Source organism: Brucella cytisi, from assembly GCF_038433355.1.
Classification (GTDB): Bacteria; Pseudomonadota; Alphaproteobacteria; order Rhizobiales; family Rhizobiaceae; genus Brucella; species Brucella cytisi.
Genome location: NZ_JBCAUP010000029.1, coordinates 1 through 17,429 on the forward strand (window position 1 = coordinate 1; position 17,429 = coordinate 17,429).

Sequence of the window (17,429 nt, forward strand, 5' to 3'; positions counted from 1 at the left end):
ACAGTTGCTGGCCGACGCACGCAAATCAGCCGCAAAATGGCAAGAATTCCTCGAATGCTTTGTCGATGACGAAGAGATCGTCGCCCGCGTCAAGACATATTCTCCACGGTAACAATCGGGCCGTTACGCTGCTACGGCATCTCAAGCCGGACTTTCGCACGATCGCGGCCTTTCGACGGGTCAACCGTTCGGCCTTCAGGAAGGTGTTTCGCCAGTTCGTCATCCTGTGCCGCCAGCTCGACCTGTTCGGGCGGGAGTTGCTGGCAGTGGACGGCACGCGCATCAAGGCGGTCAATAACAAGGACCGCAACTTCACGCGTGGCGCGCTGTCGAAGTTCATCCGCGAAGCCGACGAGAAGTTGGCCGACTACATGAAGCGCCTTGACGATGGCGATGTCGAAGAGGAACACGTTGATGGCGAGAGCGGTCGCTCTGGGGGCAAACTTGCCGAGAAGATCGCGGCAATCAGGGACAAGCGCGCCCGGCACAAAGCCATGCTGGAGGAATTGGACCGCACCGGCGAAGACCAGATCTCGCTGACCGACCCTGATGCCCGCGCCATGGCCCGCATGACGAAGGTGGGAGTGGGCTACAACGTCCAGCTTGCCGTAGACACCAGACACAAGCTGATCGCCGAGCAGGAAGTGTGCAACTAGGTGCTCGACCTTGGCCTTCTGGCTCCTACGGTCGAAGCAGCCATGGACACGCTTGGCGTGGAACAGATCGAGGCGGTCGCCGATCGGGGCTACTTCAAGATCGAGGACATCGAAGCTTGCGAGGCTGCTGGCATCACTGCTTACGTGCCCAAGCCGCTCCGCGGTCCCGCCGTGGCCCAAGGCTTCTTCCCCAAAGAGGAATTCCGCTACGATCAGAACAAGGACATTTTCCTTTGCCCCGGAGATCAGGTGCTCTCGCCGCGTTATTACGGCAAGTCACGCGATAATGTGAAGATCGACTAAGTCAACCGCGTCGCCTGCAAGGCGTGCCATCTGCGCGAACGCTGCACCAAAAGCTTCCGCCGTGTCTCACGACTGGAGAACGAGGCCGTGCTCGACCGCATGGCATCGCGTCTTGCCGCCCGCCCTGACATTCTGGATCGGCGGCGCGAAAGCGTCGAGCATCCGTTCGGCACCATCAAACAATGGATGAACCAGGGCGCGTTCCTGATGCGGCGGCTGGAAAATGTCCGCGGCGAGTTCAGCCTGACTGCACTCGCCTACAACATCAAAAGGGCCATCACTCTGGTTGGAGTACAGGGCTTAATCGCCGCAGCAAGGGCATGACCAGTAAAATCGGCTCCAGGCGCGCAAAAACAGCCTGAAAGAGACCAGGAGAACCGATATGCCATACAAAACGCTGAAATGTCGAAATGTACGGGAAATCCACGTCGAATGACAGCAAACGTCCGAAAAGACTCAAACCCGTCGAGTTTTAGGACAGTCTCCCGGACTTCTACGACGACGCGGTAAGGTCGAAAACCGCCGGCTGCAACTTTCCAACTTTCATCAGGTATTGCAGCGTGTATGACAGTGATAGGGCATCATCAAGCGCGTCATGCCCTTGCAACGGTGGGTGCACGACACGATAATAGTCAGCAAGCTTGTTGCTCGGCGTCTTCGCCAAATCCTCTATCGGCATTCCCGACGCTAACAAAAGCTTTACGGCATTGTCAAAACGATGGGCGGGAATTGAAGGCTCGATGCCTGCGACGTAGCAACTGATCGCGACCATGTTCAGCTCATCCTTCCCCCATGACCAGCACCGGGCACCTTCGGAAAAGCTGTCGAACCCCGAAAGTGCTTCTTGCAAAGACACGCCCTCGATGTCGATGTTCTCTTCTGTAACGCCGGTCAGCTTCGTGAAGAATGGATCGAGCGCATAACTGCTGCCGAATCGATCGATCGGCCGGACATACGCTTTGTACGTGTCTAAGAGCGGAAATTCGCCTTCGAGACCAAGTCTCACGGCCCCGATCTGAGCTATAACCGGGTCGGGGTCATGAGCTGCGCACCAGAACCTGCGCTGTGAACCTTCGAGGCACAGAAATTCGCAGTCAAATACGATCGCAGTTTTCATAGTTATCCTCCGCTATCGCAAAAATCACAGAACCTGCGACGTGTTCAGCTATCGTACCAAGTTCGATTTGTAATGCTTCAATCGGCCCGGTGAGCGGCGGGAACGAGAGCGGAAACCCAACCGTGGACGAAATCAATGCGCCGAGGTTGTGCCGCAGTTTCGGACCAACACAGAACGAAGGATCGTTGAGAAAGGTCAGTAATGCTGCCCCAAAGGCAACATAGTGGCCAAAAAGGCCAAGTATCGTGTCATTCGACAAAAAGGTGTCGAATGACACGATACTTGGCCCTTGAGGAGATCAAGACGCCCGCGCGGTGTGCAAGCTTGACTAATTGTTCGAATAGAGGGAAAAAGAACTATCGACACCAAATCGATTTTTCTTAGCGACCCCGGAAGTTACAGCTTCCGGGGTCGTTTCCATTTGCGGTGCTGGTCACTTTCAACACCTTCTGCGTCAGTATCTATCGGGCCATAATTCTTGAGGAGTGGTGCCGAGTTTGTCCGCGATGGCATATTCGACACGCTCTGATCGACCGTGCCCCTGGCAAACCCTTGTGATTGCAACACTAGTAATGCCGAGTTCCTCGGCTATTTTGGTGAACGTTATACGTTTTGCACGCAGGCGACGTTTGATCGCATCGTGACGTTCAATGTCTACACGCATGCGCAACTCCTGAAGTTATTTCATCGCAGTGCCGTACTATATTACTTGGAACGGCATCAATACGCTCTAGACGTTTGAAATACACACAATAATATACGAGAAAGGGAGGAACCAGCAGCCTCTTTCAGTTTAACGGCCATTGTTGCGCGCCATGCAGGAGGCGCAAAATCTCGATGCGCTGCGCTCTCGTCCGGACCCGATAAACGATAATGAACGACGTCCTGTTGACGACCAGTTCGCGCGTGCCACGCTTGCGGCCAGCGCGCCCCATCTCCGGATATTCCATCAACATATCGGTCTGCCGTTCGATTTCGTCGAGCTGGTCGAGCGCCGCATGAGGATTTTCCTCTGCTATATAGGCGATTGCATCAGTACGATTGGCGCGGGCTCGCGCAAGCCAGACCAGCTTCACTCAGTTTCACCCTTGATGCGGGCCAACAGATCGGCGCGCTGGCGCGCCATGTCCTGTTTGACAACATCATGGGGAACCCATTCGGTATTCGGGTCATCAGCCTCGCGCAGTGCTTCCTCGACCTGCTCACGAAACCATTTGTCGTGGGCGGCCGCCTCATGGGCACGGCGCAGCGCTTCAGCACGATCCGGCCGTGAGTGCGTCTTGACCGTCTCCGGCGAATAGTCGGCCGCATCGACGTCAAAACGGGAGATTCCAACCTCCTTGAGATAAGAAACCAAGGTTTCCATACGCTTGAACAGTCGCACCTGGCGGCTGCGCTGTGCAGCGAGCGCCCGCTCGGCCATGCCGTATTTGATCATCACGGCCCACCCGCCGTCCTGACCAACGACATGCGCACCGCGCACGGCGCCAGCTTCCACGAGGCGGGAAAGCGTAGTGTGATCGATGGTTTCGGCGGCCATGAGTGCACGACTCCTTTTACGCAGTAATTAATAATTGAAATGATAGGCAATCATTAATTAATTGCAAGGGGCGGGACAATCACAAAGTCCAACGTCGTTCCATAACGCCTGTTCCCTGATTCACCGGGGGTTGATGTCATCCTCAGAGCGTTGAGATGGCCGATTTTAGGTGAAAGCAGCCGTCGACCCGACCAGTACGATTGTGATTGGAATCCTTGGGAAAGGTCAGCAATCCTGACCCAAAGGCAAGATAGTGGCCAAAAAGGCCAAATATCGTGTCATTCGACATCGTTGTCATATGACACGATATTTGGCCTTTGGGTTCAGTATAACCCATTGAGAATCCTAAGGTCAAATTCTGCCAGTTCCAGTTTGATTGCCTTTTTTGCCACGATATTTTACCCGTCATATTCTTAAGTGTCGCAAGTCTTGGGCAGACCGTCTGAAAACTCCCATCAGGTGGTTCCGATGCTGATGACGAAGCGGGAGATGATCGACGGTCGTGATTATCAAAGCCGCTGGGTTGGCCAGGGGCGCTACGAGAGGGCGTTCAGGCTGTTTGAATAGGCGCAACGAGTTGGAAGATCACGATGAAATGCTGATCCTGGCATACGAGGCGCTGCAAGAGCGCGCCGATTTTGATGTCCAGCTACCGGATTTCTCCGACTTCCAGGCCGAATGGACGGCAGTGCATATCGAGGGTCGTGGCCTGCACGTTCTGTCCTTCTGGCAGGGCCCGGCGGCTGAGGCGATGGTCCTGCTCACCGAAGGTCGGCCACCCGAGCGGCGGCTGGCCAGTATCGACCATCGTCCGCACGCGCGCCGCCCCATCCTCGAGGCGCGCGAAGGATCATTTCTCCATCCGGGCGTTCCCTTCCCACGGATGGGTCGCCGGGTCGCGGAGTTCGGAATCTTCGCCGGCTGGTGGCCGTGCGAACCGGGCGCGAGGCGCCTTCGCCTGACCAGGTGCGGCAAGGTCGGCGAGATCGAGGCGGCGTCCGGTGGATTCGTCCTTGTTGATTGGGATTCCCCGGCTCCTGTCGAGCATTTCGATGCCGTCGAGATCGAGGGAGTAGGATGGACCCCGACAATCCTACCGGAGCTTCTCTACACCAGCGAGCACCTGTTCGACAGCTACCGGCGGTTTCGGCTCGGCGGCATGGATTGGAGCGAACACAATCCCGACCTCTGGTCCTACGACCTCTTTTCGATCCACGGCGCCGAATGGTTCGATGCCGTGGTCGCGTTCCTGCGCCATGCCGATCCAGATCGGGATTTCGATCTGCTCACAGGCTTCGGCGCGCAAATCTACGCCAACGGCCATGCCTATTACGATCGGATGGAACGTGAACTGAAAGCCGGCACGATAAAGCGGGAAGTGCTGGGCATTGTGCTTTCGATGGAAAAGCCGGAATTCATGGAGCCCGACCTGCGCCTCCGGCATCAGCGCCTTGTGGCAAGGTGCTGACGCTGATTCAGCTTTCCGGCGGCGCGGCGTGGTGCCGCCTGTTGGCGCGCAAGCCTGACTTTTGCAGCCGAATTTTGCGACAGATTTTTCCCTGAAATTTCAGCGCCAGCGATTTTGTCGCAAAACTTAGGCAGACTGTCTGAAAACTCCCCTCCGGAGCTGCACTGAGGTTCTGGGGCTGTCTCCAAGGTTACGATGAGGGGAAATCAACCTCGTAGATATCTCGAGCCGCGATGATGTGCGCACTGAAGTGCACAGGTCGCACATCGGCCAACTCCCATGCAAGCCACCCTTCCTCAAAATAGGAAGCACAGGCGGCTTCCATATCCGCGAGCGTGAAAGGGCGCACAGCCTTTACCTTAACAATCGCTATTGGAACGCCATCCTCATCGTGGTCGCCGTCGCGATGAAGAAAACGGCCGTTCTCAACGATCAGCAAATCGTCGAAACGGGTCAATTCCGGTTTCCATCGGCGGACTTCAAGTGTTTTCTCTCCTGAAGCAATACGCCTTCCACTTGGGCGAACGACTGACAGAGCTTTGATGTTCTTTCTCCTTTTCGCGAAGCTTCCTCAGATCACCTGGGAATTCCTCTTGGGATTCCGGAGGTTAGGCGGCCGTGGTAGATTTGGCTATGGCACACCTTTCTGGAACAGACCGCTCGCAATTACTGCTTCTGCCGGAAGCGGTTGACGATTATGTGGGGTCGAACAACCCTGTTCGCTTTATCGAGGCTTTCGTTGACGGCCTGGATCTTGCCGCAGCCGGCTTTGTGCGGGCTATGGCGAAAGAGACGGGGCGGCCGGGTTTCGATCCCGCCGATCTGCTCAAGTTGTACGTTTACGGCTATCTGAACCGGGTGCGGTCGAGCCGGCGGCTGGAAGCCGAGACGGTATTGCCAAGTTGTTTGTGATTGGTTGCAGGGGCGCGCGGCGGTTGCTTTTTCAAGCAGTCATTTGTGCGGTGTAGTCGGACCACAGGCAGAAGGCATCTGCCCTGGCGTGTCGCCAGGAGCGGGCTGAGAGGTTGTACCGGCGGGGACGAAAGACGGTATTTATCTGATCGTGGGCTGACAAGAAGCGCTGTGCTTGGTGGGGCGATTTGAACCGCCCCATGATCTTCTCTCTCTTCCTGGTTTGGCGGTGTGCGTTTTCAATTCTGTTGTTCAGGCCCTTGTGGGCCCGATGATCAGCAGCCGGGGCGAGATTTTGTATCGGCTTGATATAGCTGCGCAGCTTGTCCGTTACGACGACACGCGGTTCACCGTATTGCCTGACAAGTCCGGAGAAAAAGCGCTTGGCAGCCTTGGTGTTGCGGCGAGCTTGAACCACAATGTCGAGCACGTCACCATCGGCGTCAATGGCCCGCCATAACCAGAATTTCTTTCCGCTGATCGTGATGACGGCCTCATCCATATGCCACTTATCGTTTGGCTTGGGCCGGTCCCTGCGAATGCAAGCAGCAAAATGTTGGCCAAAGCGCATGATCCAGAGACGAACCGATTCCCTGCTCACGATAACACCGCGTTCAGCAAGAAGGTCCTCCACATCGGCCGTGCTCAGTGCAAACCGATGATAGGCCCAGACGGCGTAGGCCACAACTTCACGCGGAAAACGAAACCCCTTCAAACGAGGGAAAGTGCTCGGTAAATTCATGTCGCCTCGATAGAGGAAACGCTGCGGTCAAACAACTTGGCAATACCGGTTCTGCGCATGCGCGCCGACGAACAGATTGTCTTCACCGCGGGCAATGCACCGCTTCGATGCGGGCGCGCCGTCTGGTTCCGCCGCGAGGACATGATGGCCTGTGTCGGCGAGAACAGGTTTCGTCCCTCCTACAGTCTGTCGGGAGTGAACCATTCAACGCGGCCCGAGAACCGCGAGTAACCGGATGATTTTGTATGTGGGTCGCGTCATCATAAAGAGCATGATGTGGGGAATATCACGATCGTTTCTTTTTCTTTCCCGAAGAAGGACCTGAGCCTGCTGTGATCGAGGGCATTGGGGTTACGCTGCCTGTCGTTGGCCAGACTGGATCGGCGTGAGCGGATGCGCATCGAAATTCATCGATCTTCCATTTGAGCAAATCCCGGACACATACTTCGTACATCGACTTCTTTTTCTTGTCTCCCCAGAGCCAAGGCTTCGCGTGCGCATCTGCTTTTCCTTCCCCATGCTTCTCACCGAATAACGGATGCAACGCAGAGGGAGATCCTGAAGGCCGTTGCCATCTGGTGTCCCAAGCCAGAAGCGCATCTGAGCGTGTCCTGGGATCGAGCAGGTAGTGATAATGCCAACCGACCCCGGGATGATTTTCGCGCTTCACGTAATCATTCCATCCGGGGATTTTCGTGAGAAAGGCCAGGACGAGTTCTGGGACCCGTTCAACGACGGGAAAGTTCCGAACGGGCTGGAGATACCCGCGATGGATCTTGCGCGCCGGGACACGCTGCTCCACCCGGCCAAGTGTCCAGGATCCTGCGAATTGGGTCGGATCGAATTTCCCGTCCGGCCGCCAGTTTTCTTCCGTCAGAGCTCGTTCGAGTTCATTGACAAGACGGGTGGCGTGCTCACGGACAGGACCAATCGTCGGCGCTTCCATCGGTAGATCCAGCCATTCACCTTCGTCCAGCACAGCTGCGTCTTCTCGCTGCTCGCGATTGTACGACGGCACCAGGTGCAGCATCTCGAAAGCAATTATCCTGGACCGCACCTGTTCCCCTCGCGAAAGTCTACGTTGCAACCGCGATTTCCATTTTTCGCTCGATTGACGCAATATCAAAATCTGTAAACTTTTATAGCGCAGTCCCGAAGCTGCGATAATTGCAAGCGAGCGCCATGAGCAACCCCTACACAGCTGCCGAAGAATTCGCCCGCGACTTTCGCGCCACTGAATATACCCTGAAACGATCCGGCTTCTTGCGGAAAAATCGTGAAGCTGCCGAAGCAGACTGGGATCTATTCGCCCAATCTCTCGGAAAACCCTTCTTCGACCACGTCATCGATAAGGAAATTGCCACGACACTCGTCCGAAACCCGCCACGTCGACTTTTATCGGACATGTCCTGGTCGCCAGAACAGCCGGCCCGACTAACCAACGTTGCGCAAGTCATCATCAACGGCGTATGCCGGGTCCGAAACAGCTACATCCACGGAGAGAAGTTTACCGGTGGCCCGGAAGGTCAATGGGATCGTGATCTCATTTTGATCAAGGAGGCGCATGCGGTTCTAATCGAGGCGATGCAATTTCCTGGAAGCCCGCTGCGAGACGAGGACAAATAGCCTGGCAGACCGAATAATTCGGCTCCAGCGGCGTGCGAGGTACTGGAGCAGGAGGGAGGCGGACCTTTTCACCACTGCGGGAAGATCGGACCGGTATGAGTGGTGACCTAGAGGCTTCGTTCGCGTTAGCGAATAGAGCTACACGCCGCAGGCGGACCGCCCATGGGTTTCAACGGAACTTCACGAAAATGAATCGGTCAGACGAAATCGATTCATATCTCTCGTTGGACGGAATCCGACGGGCGGGCGAGTATGCTGCCATGCTCACTCAACCCTACCAGCTCTACGTCGAGCGCACAGACAAAGCCCGCAACATGGCTCGTTACTATGCGATGGCGATCGAGCCTGGTCTATTCGGCGAGATCTGCCTGACGCGCCGTTGGGGCCGGATCGGAGTGCACGGCCAGATGAAGGTCCAGCATTTTGCCAGCGAGCGAGATGCAGTTGCGGCTTTCCTCGATCTTCTCCGACAAAATCGAAACCTAGGATACCGTGTCGCCCCTTCGGCAGTCCTTTACTGAGGGTCGGCGAACTCCGTCAGACACTGGCTGAGCAATGAGAAAACAAGAGCACTGGACGTTTCGCATATCGCCATGGTCACCCTTGGGCCAAGTGCATCGTTGGAGCCGCTTGTAAAGTGTCAGAAACTTACATATATTTCTGACAGGAGAAACGCCAATGCAACGACTGACATCTCAAATCCTCAGCTATGCCGAGCAGTTGCCGGAAGGCACAGCACTGTCCGCGAAAAGCCTCCTGCATCTCGGAAACCGGGCCGCAGTAGACCAGGCCTTGTCGCGCCTGAGTGAGCGTGGAGAACTGATCAGGACTGGGCGTGGGATCTACATGAAAGCCATCAAAACCCGGTTCGGGACCAGACCGCCGACTGTCGAGCAAGCGGTAGAGGCCGTCGCACATCAACGTGGCGAAGTCATTGTTTCGAATGGAGCGGCCGCCGCCAATGCCTTGGGGCTCACGACGCAGGTTCCGGTTCGCTCCATCTACCTGACCTCCGGGCGCAGCCGGACAATGAACGTCGGAAGCCAAAAGGTCGAGCTTAAGCATGTCCCTCGCTGGCAGTTGTCCCTCGCCAGCCGGCCGGCCGGCGTCGCTGTACGCGCGCTCGCCTGGCTGGGGCCGGAGCGAGCGGACGAGGCCCTCGTGAACATCAGGCGGAAACTGCCCCCCGAGGCGTTCAACGAGCTTGTTGCTGCAGCATCGCAGTTTCCGACCTGGCTCGCTCGAAGCGTCGGAAAGGCAGCGCATGGCTGATCAATTCCTGCAGCTCTCGGCCGAGGACAAGCGAGAGGTTCTCGCCATTGCGTCAGATCGATCGAAACGTCCGGTCCACTTGCTCGAAAAGGACGTCTGGGTGGTCTGGGCGCTTCGAACGCTATACGCCACGTCGCTCGGCGAGAGCCTTGTCTTCAAGGGCGGGACTTCGCTTTCGAAGGCCTACAGCGCCATTCGACGATTCTCCGAAGACGTCGACCTCACATACGACATCCGCGCGCTCGCCCCTGATCTTGTCGGGGACAACGAAGAAGCGCTCCCGAAATCCCGGAGCGAGGAGAAGCGCTGGTCGAGCGAGGTGCGCCGGCGACTACCGATCTGGGTAGCTGACACGGTTGCGCCTGTCATCGCCGGTGAACTCCAGAAGCAGTCCCTTTCCGCGGAGATCCGTATTGAGGCCGACAAGCTCTACATCGACTACCAGGCGGTCGGTTCAGGATCTGGCTATGTCGCGCCCAGCGTCATGCTGGAGTTTGGAGCCAGGGCGACGGGCGAGCCTGCCAGCGTTCGAGACATCGCATGTGATGCAGCCAGTCTCATTGATGGAGTCGACTTTCCGACGGCCAAACCGAGGGTAATGCACGCCGAGCGGACGTTCTGGGAGAAGGCAACTGCTATCCATGTCTTTTGCCTGCAGGAGCGGCTCCGGGGCGATCGCTTTTCGCGCCATTGGCACGACATCGTGCGCCTCGACGACATTGGCCTGGCGGACAGCGCGATAGCCGACCGCGGACTGGCAAGCGCCGTCGCAACGCATAAGTCGATTTTCTTCGCCGAGAAAGCCGCCGATCGATCGCCAATTGACTACGAGGCGGCCGTAAACGGCAACCTGATGCTGACGCCTGCCGGCGAGGGACGGAAAGCCCTCGAGGAAGACTACTCCAGCATGATAGCAGACGGTCTCCTCTTTGAGAACGCCGAGACGTTCGACGAGTTGCTTGAACGGTGTGCCGCCATTTGCGGAAAGGCAAACGCTGCAGCCTGACAGCCGTTTGGAGAACCTCGGATGGCGAAACACGACCTGTCGAGAGAAGAGCTCTTCGCACTGGTATGGGAGCGCCCGACCAGCGAAATAGCCAACGAGCTCGGCATATCCGACGTCGCAGTCGGAAAGCTTTGCGAGAAACTGCAGGTTCCCAAGCCCCCGCGGGGATATTGGGCGCGTGTGGAGGCCGGCCAGATGCCGCGGCGCCCGGCCCTGAAAGCATTTCGACAGGAATTGGAAGCGAAGCGGAAAAGCGCGTTACAAGCCCGCACCGCCGGACATTTCACTGAGCTTCAATCAAAATTCCTGAATGAGGCACTAGAGGAACTTCGCAGACGCGGCATCGAACATCAGGTCGATACCTCCCGCCTGAAACATATCTCGAACCTTGATCAGGATGTCGCCGCCCAGACGCTGCTTTTGATCCAGGGGCAAGCACAGAAGTGGGCTGAGAGCGGTCGGGTTGCCGTCAAATGGGGCACGTCGGTCAGGGCAAGCATCGGCAAGCTCGTCGAGCGACTGATGCCTCTTGCCCGTCCGCAATTGCTGGCTTTCGAGACAGAAGGCAAGCGCCATTCTTTTTCGGCTGCAGGTCCGATCGTATTCGTCAGGTGGACAGCAGAACTTCAGACCAGAATTGCAACGCTTGCGCGGATCGCACGGGATCAAAATCTTAGCCACCTCGTGCAACCGCTGTCGGCCGCGGACCATGCGTGGTCGAGCACGCATTTCTATCAGCCGGAATCAGATTTCATTCTGAATAGCTACCTATGCATTTCGTCAGACCCTGTCTGGATAGAATGGTTTCGGCGGTCGTGGCGCGAGGAAAACCCACCGGAACGACATGCGACAAGCAAGATCAAATTGCGTGACGTTATGCCGATCGACTTCCTGGATGGAGGGGAGGACAAGGTTTTGCCGCCTGGCATTTCCGAAGCGAAGGTGAAACCCTATCTGTCGCGTTTGCACGCGCTCGATGAGGCCGAGCGGATCTACGAGATGATCACCAACGCAGCTTATGCCCTAGACAGGTCGGTTCCAAACGAGATCTTGGCCATGGCCGATCGGATCTGGTTTGGAGCTGATCGCCCGTTTCAGGCCGCCCGTGAAGCATTTGCCCACATTGAAACGGATCTGGAGCGCTGGGAGCAACAAATCGAGGCCGAGCGATCACATCTGGCGCAAGCCGTTCTCGGCATCAGGCCTGGCGACATCGTCGCGTCACAGCAGAACGGGGCGCTCACGCGTATTTCAGCAGAGTCAATTTCACTCTACTCTACTGAAAAACGCGTCACGTTCGTGGTTTCTGGCAGGCGCTTCCGCAAAGATGGAACACTCGGCAAGATAAGCGAGACCATAAGTTTTACCCTGGAACGCGCTGTCGGAGATGGCAATTAGTCTCCTCAACAGAGGTCAGACATTCGCGCGGCTATTGCCATTCTCCCGGCTCTTGAACAACGAAACTGCGACCCCGTAGAGGATCTGAGGCTTTGGCGCGAAAATCTTCCACCTAAGCATCCCGCCGCAACCGAGTATCGCGCTGGACTGAGACGCACAGTACCAACCAAAGTTGATTGCGCCGTCACGGGCTGCGGCAGGGTCGAGTGGTCAGGGCATCTCACTGTCCGACGCATGCTACCCCCACAGAGCAATCAGGAAAGAGCCCCAACCGAGGCGCGGATCCCACCGTGTCCAACGAGGATGCCGCTTTCGATGCACCGGCTTTATATTTCGTCGTTCTGTTAACCGGGTGCGATATTCGGCCTTAGTGAAACAGGAGCATGCCTATGCAGTTGACGCGCAACGAGCTTTACAACCGGGTGTGTGAAGCACCATTGAGCCGGCTTGCTCCGGAGTTCGGCCTGACGGGGACAGCCTTGGCCGCGATTTGCAGGCAGCATGAGATACCCTACCCGGGATCAGGATACTGGACACGTAAATCACTCGGAATTGCTGCCGAGTTGCCCGCCCTGCCCGACGGTATCGATGCGATCATCGAAATTACTCCGGTTACGCCGAAACCCCGGGAAAAGAAGGCGCCTGCAACGGAGATGGATACACGCCTGAAGGCAAGTCCCGTTGCAAAGACCCGCCGCCTCGAACATCACCCGTTGCTTGTTGGTGCAGAAGAGCATCTGAGGAAATCGCGCACAGCAAAAGATGGGGAGTTTCTCCGCCCCTACAAGCGAATTCTGCCCGACGTAATTTCATCGGAAGCATCGCTTTCTCGCGCGCTATCGATCGCAAATCACCTTTACCTCGCACTCGACCGCATCGGCTATCGTGTGCATATCGCACCAGCTGGAGAAGACCACCACCGCATTCATATCAAGGAGCAGGAGATCGAGTGCAAGGACCGCAAATACGGCCGTTACCATTCAGGTAGCATCTGGGGACCTGACCGGCCGACGATTGTCTACATCGACACCGTCCCGGTTGGCCTCGCTGTGACCGAAATGACCGAACGGGTAACGATGCGATACCTGAACGGCGAATACTATCGGGAAGACAGCAAGCTCGTTCGGTCGATGAAAGCATGGCAACTGACACACTCATGGACAACCGAACAGGACATGCCCTCCGGGCGCTTCCGCATAGTGGCCTACTCTCCAAAGAGAGGCGTCGACTGGACCCTGAGTTGGCAGGACACTGAATCTGAACCGCTGACCGGCGGCATTGCGCAAATTGCCGAGACCTTAAGTGCATCCAGCAACAAACTGCGAGTGCTAATGAAAGCTGAGGACGAAGCCGAGGCGAAGCGAAAAAAAGAGCGGGAGGAGGAGTGGGAACGTTACGAGCGGCGCGAAGACGAACGCAAGATTGCCCAAGCGATCAAGGAGAGCCAGCAGCAACTCGCAGAAATCATCGAGAGCTGGGGCAAGGCAATGCTCGTTGAACGCTTTTTCAATGATGTCGAGGATCGATTGGTGGAGGCGGCTGAAGAGCAGCGACAATTTCTGGAAGAGCGGGTCAAACTTGCTCGCCGAATGATGGGTAGCATAGATCCTCTGCAGTTCCTCAAAAACTGGCGCGCACCCGGCGACAGGTACCAATCGAAATATGGCGAATTTCCTCGACCGCCTGCGGGCGGTCGCTCAGATGAACAATGAAGAATACCGGAGAAATCAGCACAGCGCCGCGGCAAGCGGGATTTCGGGAGTTCTCGACACGGGTCATGCGGGAACAGGTCAGCCGCAGGAGCTTCAGCATAGCGGTCGCAAGAGAAGCGGGACCGACTTACCCCGCATGGCACGTTCCGTATGCCGGGCTGTGTGAGTGTGCGACCGCACGCACTTGCTGACTTCCAAGTGAGTGGATCAGGTCTCCTGACGAGATCGCACCACAGAGATAAAGTCGGCAACATCCATCAGCCACGCCTGCTGTGTCAGCCGGTAGGTATTGTGCAACCGCTTCGGCACGACGAGCTGCAGCTTCTTGGCCTGCATCTCGTCAGTCTGGTTTTCTGATATCCCGGGCTCAAGGGTAAGAAGGTGTTTTTCCGGGATCCGGAGAGCCTCCGACAGAACCTGGCGCCAGCGATCTTTCAGCGTCGACTTGGCACCGAGCATCGTCAGCCTTGCTTCCGGATACAGCGGATCACGATACTCATTCTGCCCCGGGAACAGAAAATCGGGCTTGTTCCGGTTCTCTGTCTCCGCGCCCCGAACGTATCGAATCTGCTGGGCGGCAAAAACTGCCTCAAGATGATTTTCGAGAGCCTGTCCCGCCCGCGCCTTTCGTCGGTTCTGTACGCTCAACGAAAACGCCAGAAATCCTTCAACGTCTGCGTCGCCAAGCGCACCAAAACCGCTTCCAATACGTGCGGCGACGATACGCCGTTCCAGCCTTTTAAAAAGCTGTTCCTCGCGATCCATCCATGAGATCAGCGCGAGGTCCGGATTATCTGCAGCCGAAACCTCCGGCATCGATGTTCGCGCAAGCTCCGAAAACACGCGTGTTTTCGGGAAGTCGAGACCGAAGCGTTCGATGAGGCTATCGAGCCGATCGGCTTCAGGCTCCTCCGGCTCGATCCCCAGCTCATCGAGAATATAGCGCGCTGCAAAATCGAGTTCGGCATTATGTGCGCCATCGATCTCCTGGAATGTAAAGGCGAATTCGGGCTGCTCCTCCAGCGCAAATAACCAGATGAGCTGGTTCTGGATTGTAGCAGAGGGCGTTACAACGACAAGAATCGAGCCATCTTGCTGCAAAGCCAGAAACAGCATGTCGCCAGGCTGCATAAGCTCGGTGACGGCGTTTGAGGAATAGTAGAGATGATACTCCGGTGCGCGCGGCTTTCCTTTGCGGACATTAGACCAGCTCATGAAGCCTTCTTCCGCCAGGGCTTCCTGCTCGCCGGATATCCAGATGAAGCGTGTCGCGATACCTCTGCGATCATCGTCACCCAGAAGCCGGCGAAGTGGTCTCGTGCCCTGAAACTCGTGCTGATTCGATTTGTGCGTGATGGTTTCAACCAGCGTCAAACGCTTGGCGACGACTCCGGTGAAGAGATCGGACAAAAGCCCGCGGCGCATTCTACCCTCCCCTGATTTCTAGGCGCGGCTGGTCCGATCTCAGCCACTCAGCACATGACTGAATGACATCCTCGAGAGGCAGTCGCGTTTTGCCCTTCAGGGCACATTCCCACACGACCGCCTGACGCCAACCGGCCTCCGTCAGAGCTGCATCAGTCCGCTCATCGACGGCCCGGTTTCGCCCAATTTTTGCCTGCCAGAACTCCGGGCGGGATGAAGGCCATTTGAACAGATGACAATCGTGGCCATGCCAGAAGCAGCCATGCGCGAAGATGACCGCCTTGTAGCGGGGAAAGACAATATCCGGCTTTCCGGGAAGGGAGCGATCATGCAGCCGAAAGCGAAACCCCATCGCATGGAGCCCTTTGCGCAGCAGAAGTTCCGGCTTCGTGTTGGTACCACGGATACCCGACATCATCCGGCTGCGAACCTCAGCCGTGACGATGTCAGCCATGCGCGCTAACTGGCTCCCGATCGGGGCGCGTCACAGTCACAGGCGATGCCAATGAGCGACCAGCGCCTCTCAGCAATGCGGACTCGATAAATGGCTTCATCGCGTCCGCAAGGAACTCTACCACCGGAACGACGACGGCATTGCCAAATTGCCGGTAGGCCTGAGTATCTGAAACCGGTATTTTCCAGCGGCGATCGCCCCGGTCAAAGCCCATTAGACGAGCGCATTCCAATGGTGTCAGTCGCCGCGGCCGCTTGCCAGGTTGTGCGACGAGAATTTCCGAACCGTCCTTGTAGTAGCGAGCAGAAAGCGTTCGCGTCACATCATCAGGACCAAACAGGCTGTATCCGAACCCGTTGCCTTTCGAATTATGCTTTTCCTTATAGGCCTGCAGATACTCCCACAGGCGTGGGGTCAGGGTGTATTTCGGATCGACCTCGTCATGTGGATCCAGAATACTGCCAAGCTTCGGTCCATTTGTCGGAAGCTTGAGTGACTTCAGATCGAAGTCGGTCGGCTCACGGAAACCAACAATGAAAATACGTTCGCGGCGCTGCGGTACCCAGTGCTCGGAGCTGATCACTCGAGTTTGCACGTGATAGCCAAGTTCATTCGTCAGAACATTGATAATCGTCGCGAATGTCCGGCCCTTGTCATGACTTTCAAGGTTCTTGACGTTTTCGAGCACAAAAGCTGCAGGTCGATGATGCGCGATGATCTGGGCGGTATCAAAGAACAGCGTGCCCTGCGTATCGCATAGAAAACCATGGGGCCGACCAAGTGCATTCTTCTTCGAAACACCTGCGATCGAGAATGGCTGGCACGGAAAGCCGGCAAGCAGGATGTCATGCTCCGGAATCAGGTCGGGGTTTTCGGCATATTCGCGAACATCCCCCGCAAGGCGATGATTGTCGCGAAAGTTCAAACCATAGGTCTTTTGGGCATTCTCGTCCCACTCCGAGGTGAAGACGCAGTGTCCGCCAATGCCCTGGAAGCCGATGCGAAGTCCACCAATACCGGCAAACAGATCGATGAACCGGAATGAGATTGGCCCCTTGCCGGCGCATCTACGATCGGCAAGGTCTTTCAGCACCCTGAGCGCTAGATCAGTCGGGCGCCCCTCGCCGCTGACATATCGGGCGGCAGTACGATCGGAAACTGAGATCAAGGATGCGGCCTCAGCTGAGGTGAGACCGGCGCGCTGACACAAATGATTGAATTCGTTCTCGTCGGGGAGCGCTTGCTGCACGAATCACCTGCCATTTATCTGGGTCATTTTCTGCCAAACTGGCAAAAATATTCCCAGACAGCAAGCCATGTTCGCAAAATGTTCCGCCGCTTTTGGTCGTTGCGGTGAAGCGTACACAGTTAAATCAGTTGCGAACTTACGATCATGCCCGGCCCTTAGAGAACTCCCTCGGAGCTAGCATGTGAAGGCGATCCTCCTCATGCGGCCAGTAAACCGTAAAGGTTGCGTCAGGATATTCCGCGGACTGGCATCGCAACTCGACTATCTGTCCGCGAGCGATTAGCACCCCTCGTGCTGCCGCTTGGGCACGCAACAGTTCTTCGAGTGCCCGTGGCATCTCGATCATCGCGAGCTCGGCGAGCGGATAACGACGATCGATGAACGGATATTGCCCATCGGGCAATTCGGCTTCCATACCAGAACTCCTGCCAAAGGTTTCCAAGCCCCTCGCCTACCAGTCTCCTTCTTTGGGAGCAACACAAGTTGGAAAACAGGTTTACTGACCCAGCGTGCTTTTGATACCGCATGCTACTACCCCGTTCCCGATCT

21 protein-coding genes and 3 pseudogenes are annotated in these 17,429 nt (G+C 56.7%); 12 read left to right on the plus strand and 12 right to left on the minus strand.

Annotated features, from left to right (window positions below; genetic code table 11):
* Positions 1-65: 65 nt before the first annotated feature.
* The 3 genes and pseudogenes from AAE521_RS22080 to AAE521_RS22090 form a co-directional block, all read left to right on the plus strand.
* Positions 66-656, plus strand: coding sequence for a hypothetical protein (locus AAE521_RS22080; RefSeq protein WP_342062484.1), 591 nt, complete (start codon positions 66-68; stop codon positions 654-656).
* Positions 657-959, plus strand: coding sequence for a hypothetical protein (locus AAE521_RS22085; protein WP_342062485.1), 303 nt, complete (start codon positions 657-659; stop codon positions 957-959).
* A gap of 18 nt (positions 960-977) precedes the next feature.
* A pseudogene (locus tag AAE521_RS22090) lies at positions 978-1,283 on the plus strand (transposase); the annotation flags it as partial.
* 169 nt (positions 1,284-1,452) lie between these two features.
* Here AAE521_RS22090 and AAE521_RS22095 read toward each other — a convergent pair.
* From AAE521_RS22095 to AAE521_RS22115, 5 genes are all read right to left on the minus strand, one after another.
* A complete protein-coding gene (locus AAE521_RS22095; protein ID WP_342062486.1) occupies positions 1,453-2,076 on the minus strand; it encodes a 3'-5' exonuclease in 624 nt (207 codons plus the stop codon).
* On the minus strand, positions 2,054-2,353 hold the full coding sequence (locus AAE521_RS22100; protein WP_342062487.1) for a hypothetical protein: 300 nt from the start codon (positions 2,351-2,353) through the stop codon (positions 2,054-2,056). Before AAE521_RS22100 ends, AAE521_RS22095 begins: the two co-directional genes overlap by 23 nt.
* Before the next feature lie 177 nt (positions 2,354-2,530).
* Positions 2,531-2,740, minus strand: coding sequence for a helix-turn-helix domain-containing protein (locus tag AAE521_RS22105; RefSeq protein ID WP_342062488.1), 210 nt, complete (start codon positions 2,738-2,740; stop codon positions 2,531-2,533).
* Positions 2,741-2,864: 124 nt separating this feature from the next.
* Complete coding sequence (locus tag AAE521_RS22110) at positions 2,865-3,152, minus strand: type II toxin-antitoxin system RelE/ParE family toxin (RefSeq protein ID WP_342062489.1); 288 nt, start codon at positions 3,150-3,152, stop codon at positions 2,865-2,867.
* Positions 3,149-3,616 (minus strand): hypothetical protein, encoded by a 468-nt coding sequence (locus AAE521_RS22115; protein WP_342062490.1) that lies wholly within the window; start codon positions 3,614-3,616, stop codon positions 3,149-3,151. Before AAE521_RS22115 ends, AAE521_RS22110 begins: the two co-directional genes overlap by 4 nt.
* A 577-nt stretch (positions 3,617-4,193) precedes the next feature.
* On the opposite strand from AAE521_RS22115, the gene AAE521_RS22120 reads away from it, so the two are divergent.
* Positions 4,194-5,084: a hypothetical protein gene (locus tag AAE521_RS22120; RefSeq protein WP_143132712.1), complete on the plus strand. Its 891-nt coding sequence runs from the start codon at positions 4,194-4,196 to the stop codon at positions 5,082-5,084.
* Between the two features lie 190 nt (positions 5,085-5,274).
* On the opposite strand, the gene AAE521_RS22125 is transcribed toward AAE521_RS22120, so the two are convergent.
* Positions 5,275-5,628, minus strand: a complete 354-nt coding sequence (locus AAE521_RS22125; RefSeq protein ID WP_084094073.1) for an ASCH domain-containing protein — start codon at positions 5,626-5,628, stop codon at positions 5,275-5,277.
* Between the two features lie 89 nt (positions 5,629-5,717).
* Between AAE521_RS22125 and AAE521_RS22130 the strand changes: the two are divergent.
* Positions 5,718-5,972, plus strand: a pseudogene (locus tag AAE521_RS22130) (transposase); the annotation flags it as partial.
* 55 nt (positions 5,973-6,027) lie between these two features.
* Here AAE521_RS22130 and AAE521_RS22135 read toward each other — a convergent pair.
* The gene (locus AAE521_RS22135) at positions 6,028-6,738 is read right to left on the minus strand and encodes an IS6 family transposase (protein WP_342062491.1); all 711 of its coding nucleotides are present in this window, start codon (positions 6,736-6,738) and stop codon (positions 6,028-6,030) included.
* 48 nt (positions 6,739-6,786) lie between these two features.
* Between AAE521_RS22135 and AAE521_RS22140 the strand changes: the two are divergent.
* A pseudogene (locus AAE521_RS22140) lies at positions 6,787-6,969 on the plus strand (type IV secretory system conjugative DNA transfer family protein); the annotation flags it as partial.
* Positions 6,970-7,024: 55 nt separating this feature from the next.
* Here the strand turns inward: AAE521_RS22140 and AAE521_RS22145 are convergent.
* Positions 7,025-7,825 (minus strand): hypothetical protein, encoded by an 801-nt coding sequence (locus AAE521_RS22145; RefSeq protein ID WP_342062492.1) that lies wholly within the window; start codon positions 7,823-7,825, stop codon positions 7,025-7,027.
* 95 nt (positions 7,826-7,920) lie between these two features.
* On the opposite strand from AAE521_RS22145, the gene AAE521_RS22150 reads away from it, so the two are divergent.
* From AAE521_RS22150 to AAE521_RS22175, 6 genes are all read left to right on the plus strand, one after another.
* On the plus strand, positions 7,921-8,364 hold the full coding sequence (locus AAE521_RS22150) for a hypothetical protein (protein WP_342062493.1): 444 nt from the start codon (positions 7,921-7,923) through the stop codon (positions 8,362-8,364).
* A gap of 188 nt (positions 8,365-8,552) precedes the next feature.
* The gene (locus tag AAE521_RS22155; RefSeq protein ID WP_342062494.1) at positions 8,553-8,885 is read left to right on the plus strand and encodes a WGR domain-containing protein; all 333 of its coding nucleotides are present in this window, start codon (positions 8,553-8,555) and stop codon (positions 8,883-8,885) included.
* Between the two features lie 157 nt (positions 8,886-9,042).
* Entirely contained in the window at positions 9,043-9,636 is a 594-nt protein-coding gene (locus AAE521_RS22160) for a DUF6088 family protein (RefSeq protein WP_132657849.1), read from the plus strand.
* On the plus strand, positions 9,629-10,642 hold the full coding sequence (locus AAE521_RS22165; protein WP_342062495.1) for a nucleotidyl transferase AbiEii/AbiGii toxin family protein: 1,014 nt from the start codon (positions 9,629-9,631) through the stop codon (positions 10,640-10,642). The genes AAE521_RS22160 and AAE521_RS22165 overlap by 8 nt, the downstream gene beginning before the upstream one ends.
* 21 nt (positions 10,643-10,663) lie before the next feature.
* The gene (locus AAE521_RS22170; RefSeq protein ID WP_342062496.1) at positions 10,664-12,040 is read left to right on the plus strand and encodes a hypothetical protein; all 1,377 of its coding nucleotides are present in this window, start codon (positions 10,664-10,666) and stop codon (positions 12,038-12,040) included.
* 389 nt (positions 12,041-12,429) lie between these two features.
* Complete coding sequence (locus tag AAE521_RS22175; protein WP_342062497.1) at positions 12,430-13,752, plus strand: hypothetical protein; 1,323 nt, start codon at positions 12,430-12,432, stop codon at positions 13,750-13,752.
* Between the two features lie 207 nt (positions 13,753-13,959).
* On the opposite strand, the gene AAE521_RS22180 is transcribed toward AAE521_RS22175, so the two are convergent.
* The 4 genes from AAE521_RS22180 to AAE521_RS22195 all read right to left on the minus strand — a co-directional run bounded on the left by AAE521_RS22180 (position 13,960) and on the right by AAE521_RS22195 (position 17,295).
* Complete coding sequence (locus tag AAE521_RS22180; protein WP_342062498.1) at positions 13,960-15,177, minus strand: type II restriction endonuclease; 1,218 nt, start codon at positions 15,175-15,177, stop codon at positions 13,960-13,962.
* Position 15,178: 1 nt separating this feature from the next.
* Entirely contained in the window at positions 15,179-15,631 is a 453-nt protein-coding gene (locus AAE521_RS22185) for a very short patch repair endonuclease (RefSeq protein WP_342062499.1), read from the minus strand.
* The gene (gene dcm / locus AAE521_RS22190) at positions 15,624-16,880 is read right to left on the minus strand and encodes a DNA (cytosine-5-)-methyltransferase (protein WP_342062500.1); all 1,257 of its coding nucleotides are present in this window, start codon (positions 16,878-16,880) and stop codon (positions 15,624-15,626) included. Before dcm ends, AAE521_RS22185 begins: the two co-directional genes overlap by 8 nt.
* 142 nt (positions 16,881-17,022) lie before the next feature.
* Positions 17,023-17,295 (minus strand): hypothetical protein, encoded by a 273-nt coding sequence (locus AAE521_RS22195; protein WP_342062501.1) that lies wholly within the window; start codon positions 17,293-17,295, stop codon positions 17,023-17,025.
* Positions 17,296-17,429 lie beyond the last annotated feature (134 nt).

Coding starts and splice junctions, on each gene's coding strand:
- AAE521_RS22105 (WP_342062488.1), bottom strand. CDS start 2,740: ATGCGTGTAGACATTGAACGTCACGATGCGATCAAACGTCGCCTGCGT.
- AAE521_RS22175 (WP_342062497.1), top strand. CDS start 12,430: ATGCAGTTGACGCGCAACGAGCTTTACAACCGGGTGTGTGAAGCACCA.
- AAE521_RS22170 (WP_342062496.1), top strand. CDS start 10,664: ATGGCGAAACACGACCTGTCGAGAGAAGAGCTCTTCGCACTGGTATGG.
- AAE521_RS22160 (WP_132657849.1), top strand. CDS start 9,043: ATGCAACGACTGACATCTCAAATCCTCAGCTATGCCGAGCAGTTGCCG.
- AAE521_RS22155 (WP_342062494.1), top strand. CDS start 8,553: ATGAATCGGTCAGACGAAATCGATTCATATCTCTCGTTGGACGGAATC.
- AAE521_RS22115 (WP_342062490.1), bottom strand. CDS start 3,616: ATGGCCGCCGAAACCATCGATCACACTACGCTTTCCCGCCTCGTGGAA.
- AAE521_RS22195 (WP_342062501.1), bottom strand. CDS start 17,295: ATGGAAGCCGAATTGCCCGATGGGCAATATCCGTTCATCGATCGTCGT.
- AAE521_RS22080 (WP_342062484.1), top strand. CDS start 66: ATGACGAAGAGATCGTCGCCCGCGTCAAGACATATTCTCCACGGTAAC.
- AAE521_RS22150 (WP_342062493.1), top strand. CDS start 7,921: ATGAGCAACCCCTACACAGCTGCCGAAGAATTCGCCCGCGACTTTCGC.
- AAE521_RS22180 (WP_342062498.1), bottom strand. CDS start 15,177: ATGCGCCGCGGGCTTTTGTCCGATCTCTTCACCGGAGTCGTCGCCAAG.
- AAE521_RS22185 (WP_342062499.1), bottom strand. CDS start 15,631: ATGGCTGACATCGTCACGGCTGAGGTTCGCAGCCGGATGATGTCGGGT.
- AAE521_RS22135 (WP_342062491.1), bottom strand. CDS start 6,738: ATGAATTTACCGAGCACTTTCCCTCGTTTGAAGGGGTTTCGTTTTCCG.
- AAE521_RS22095 (WP_342062486.1), bottom strand. CDS start 2,076: ATGAAAACTGCGATCGTATTTGACTGCGAATTTCTGTGCCTCGAAGGT.
- AAE521_RS22165 (WP_342062495.1), top strand. CDS start 9,629: ATGGCTGATCAATTCCTGCAGCTCTCGGCCGAGGACAAGCGAGAGGTT.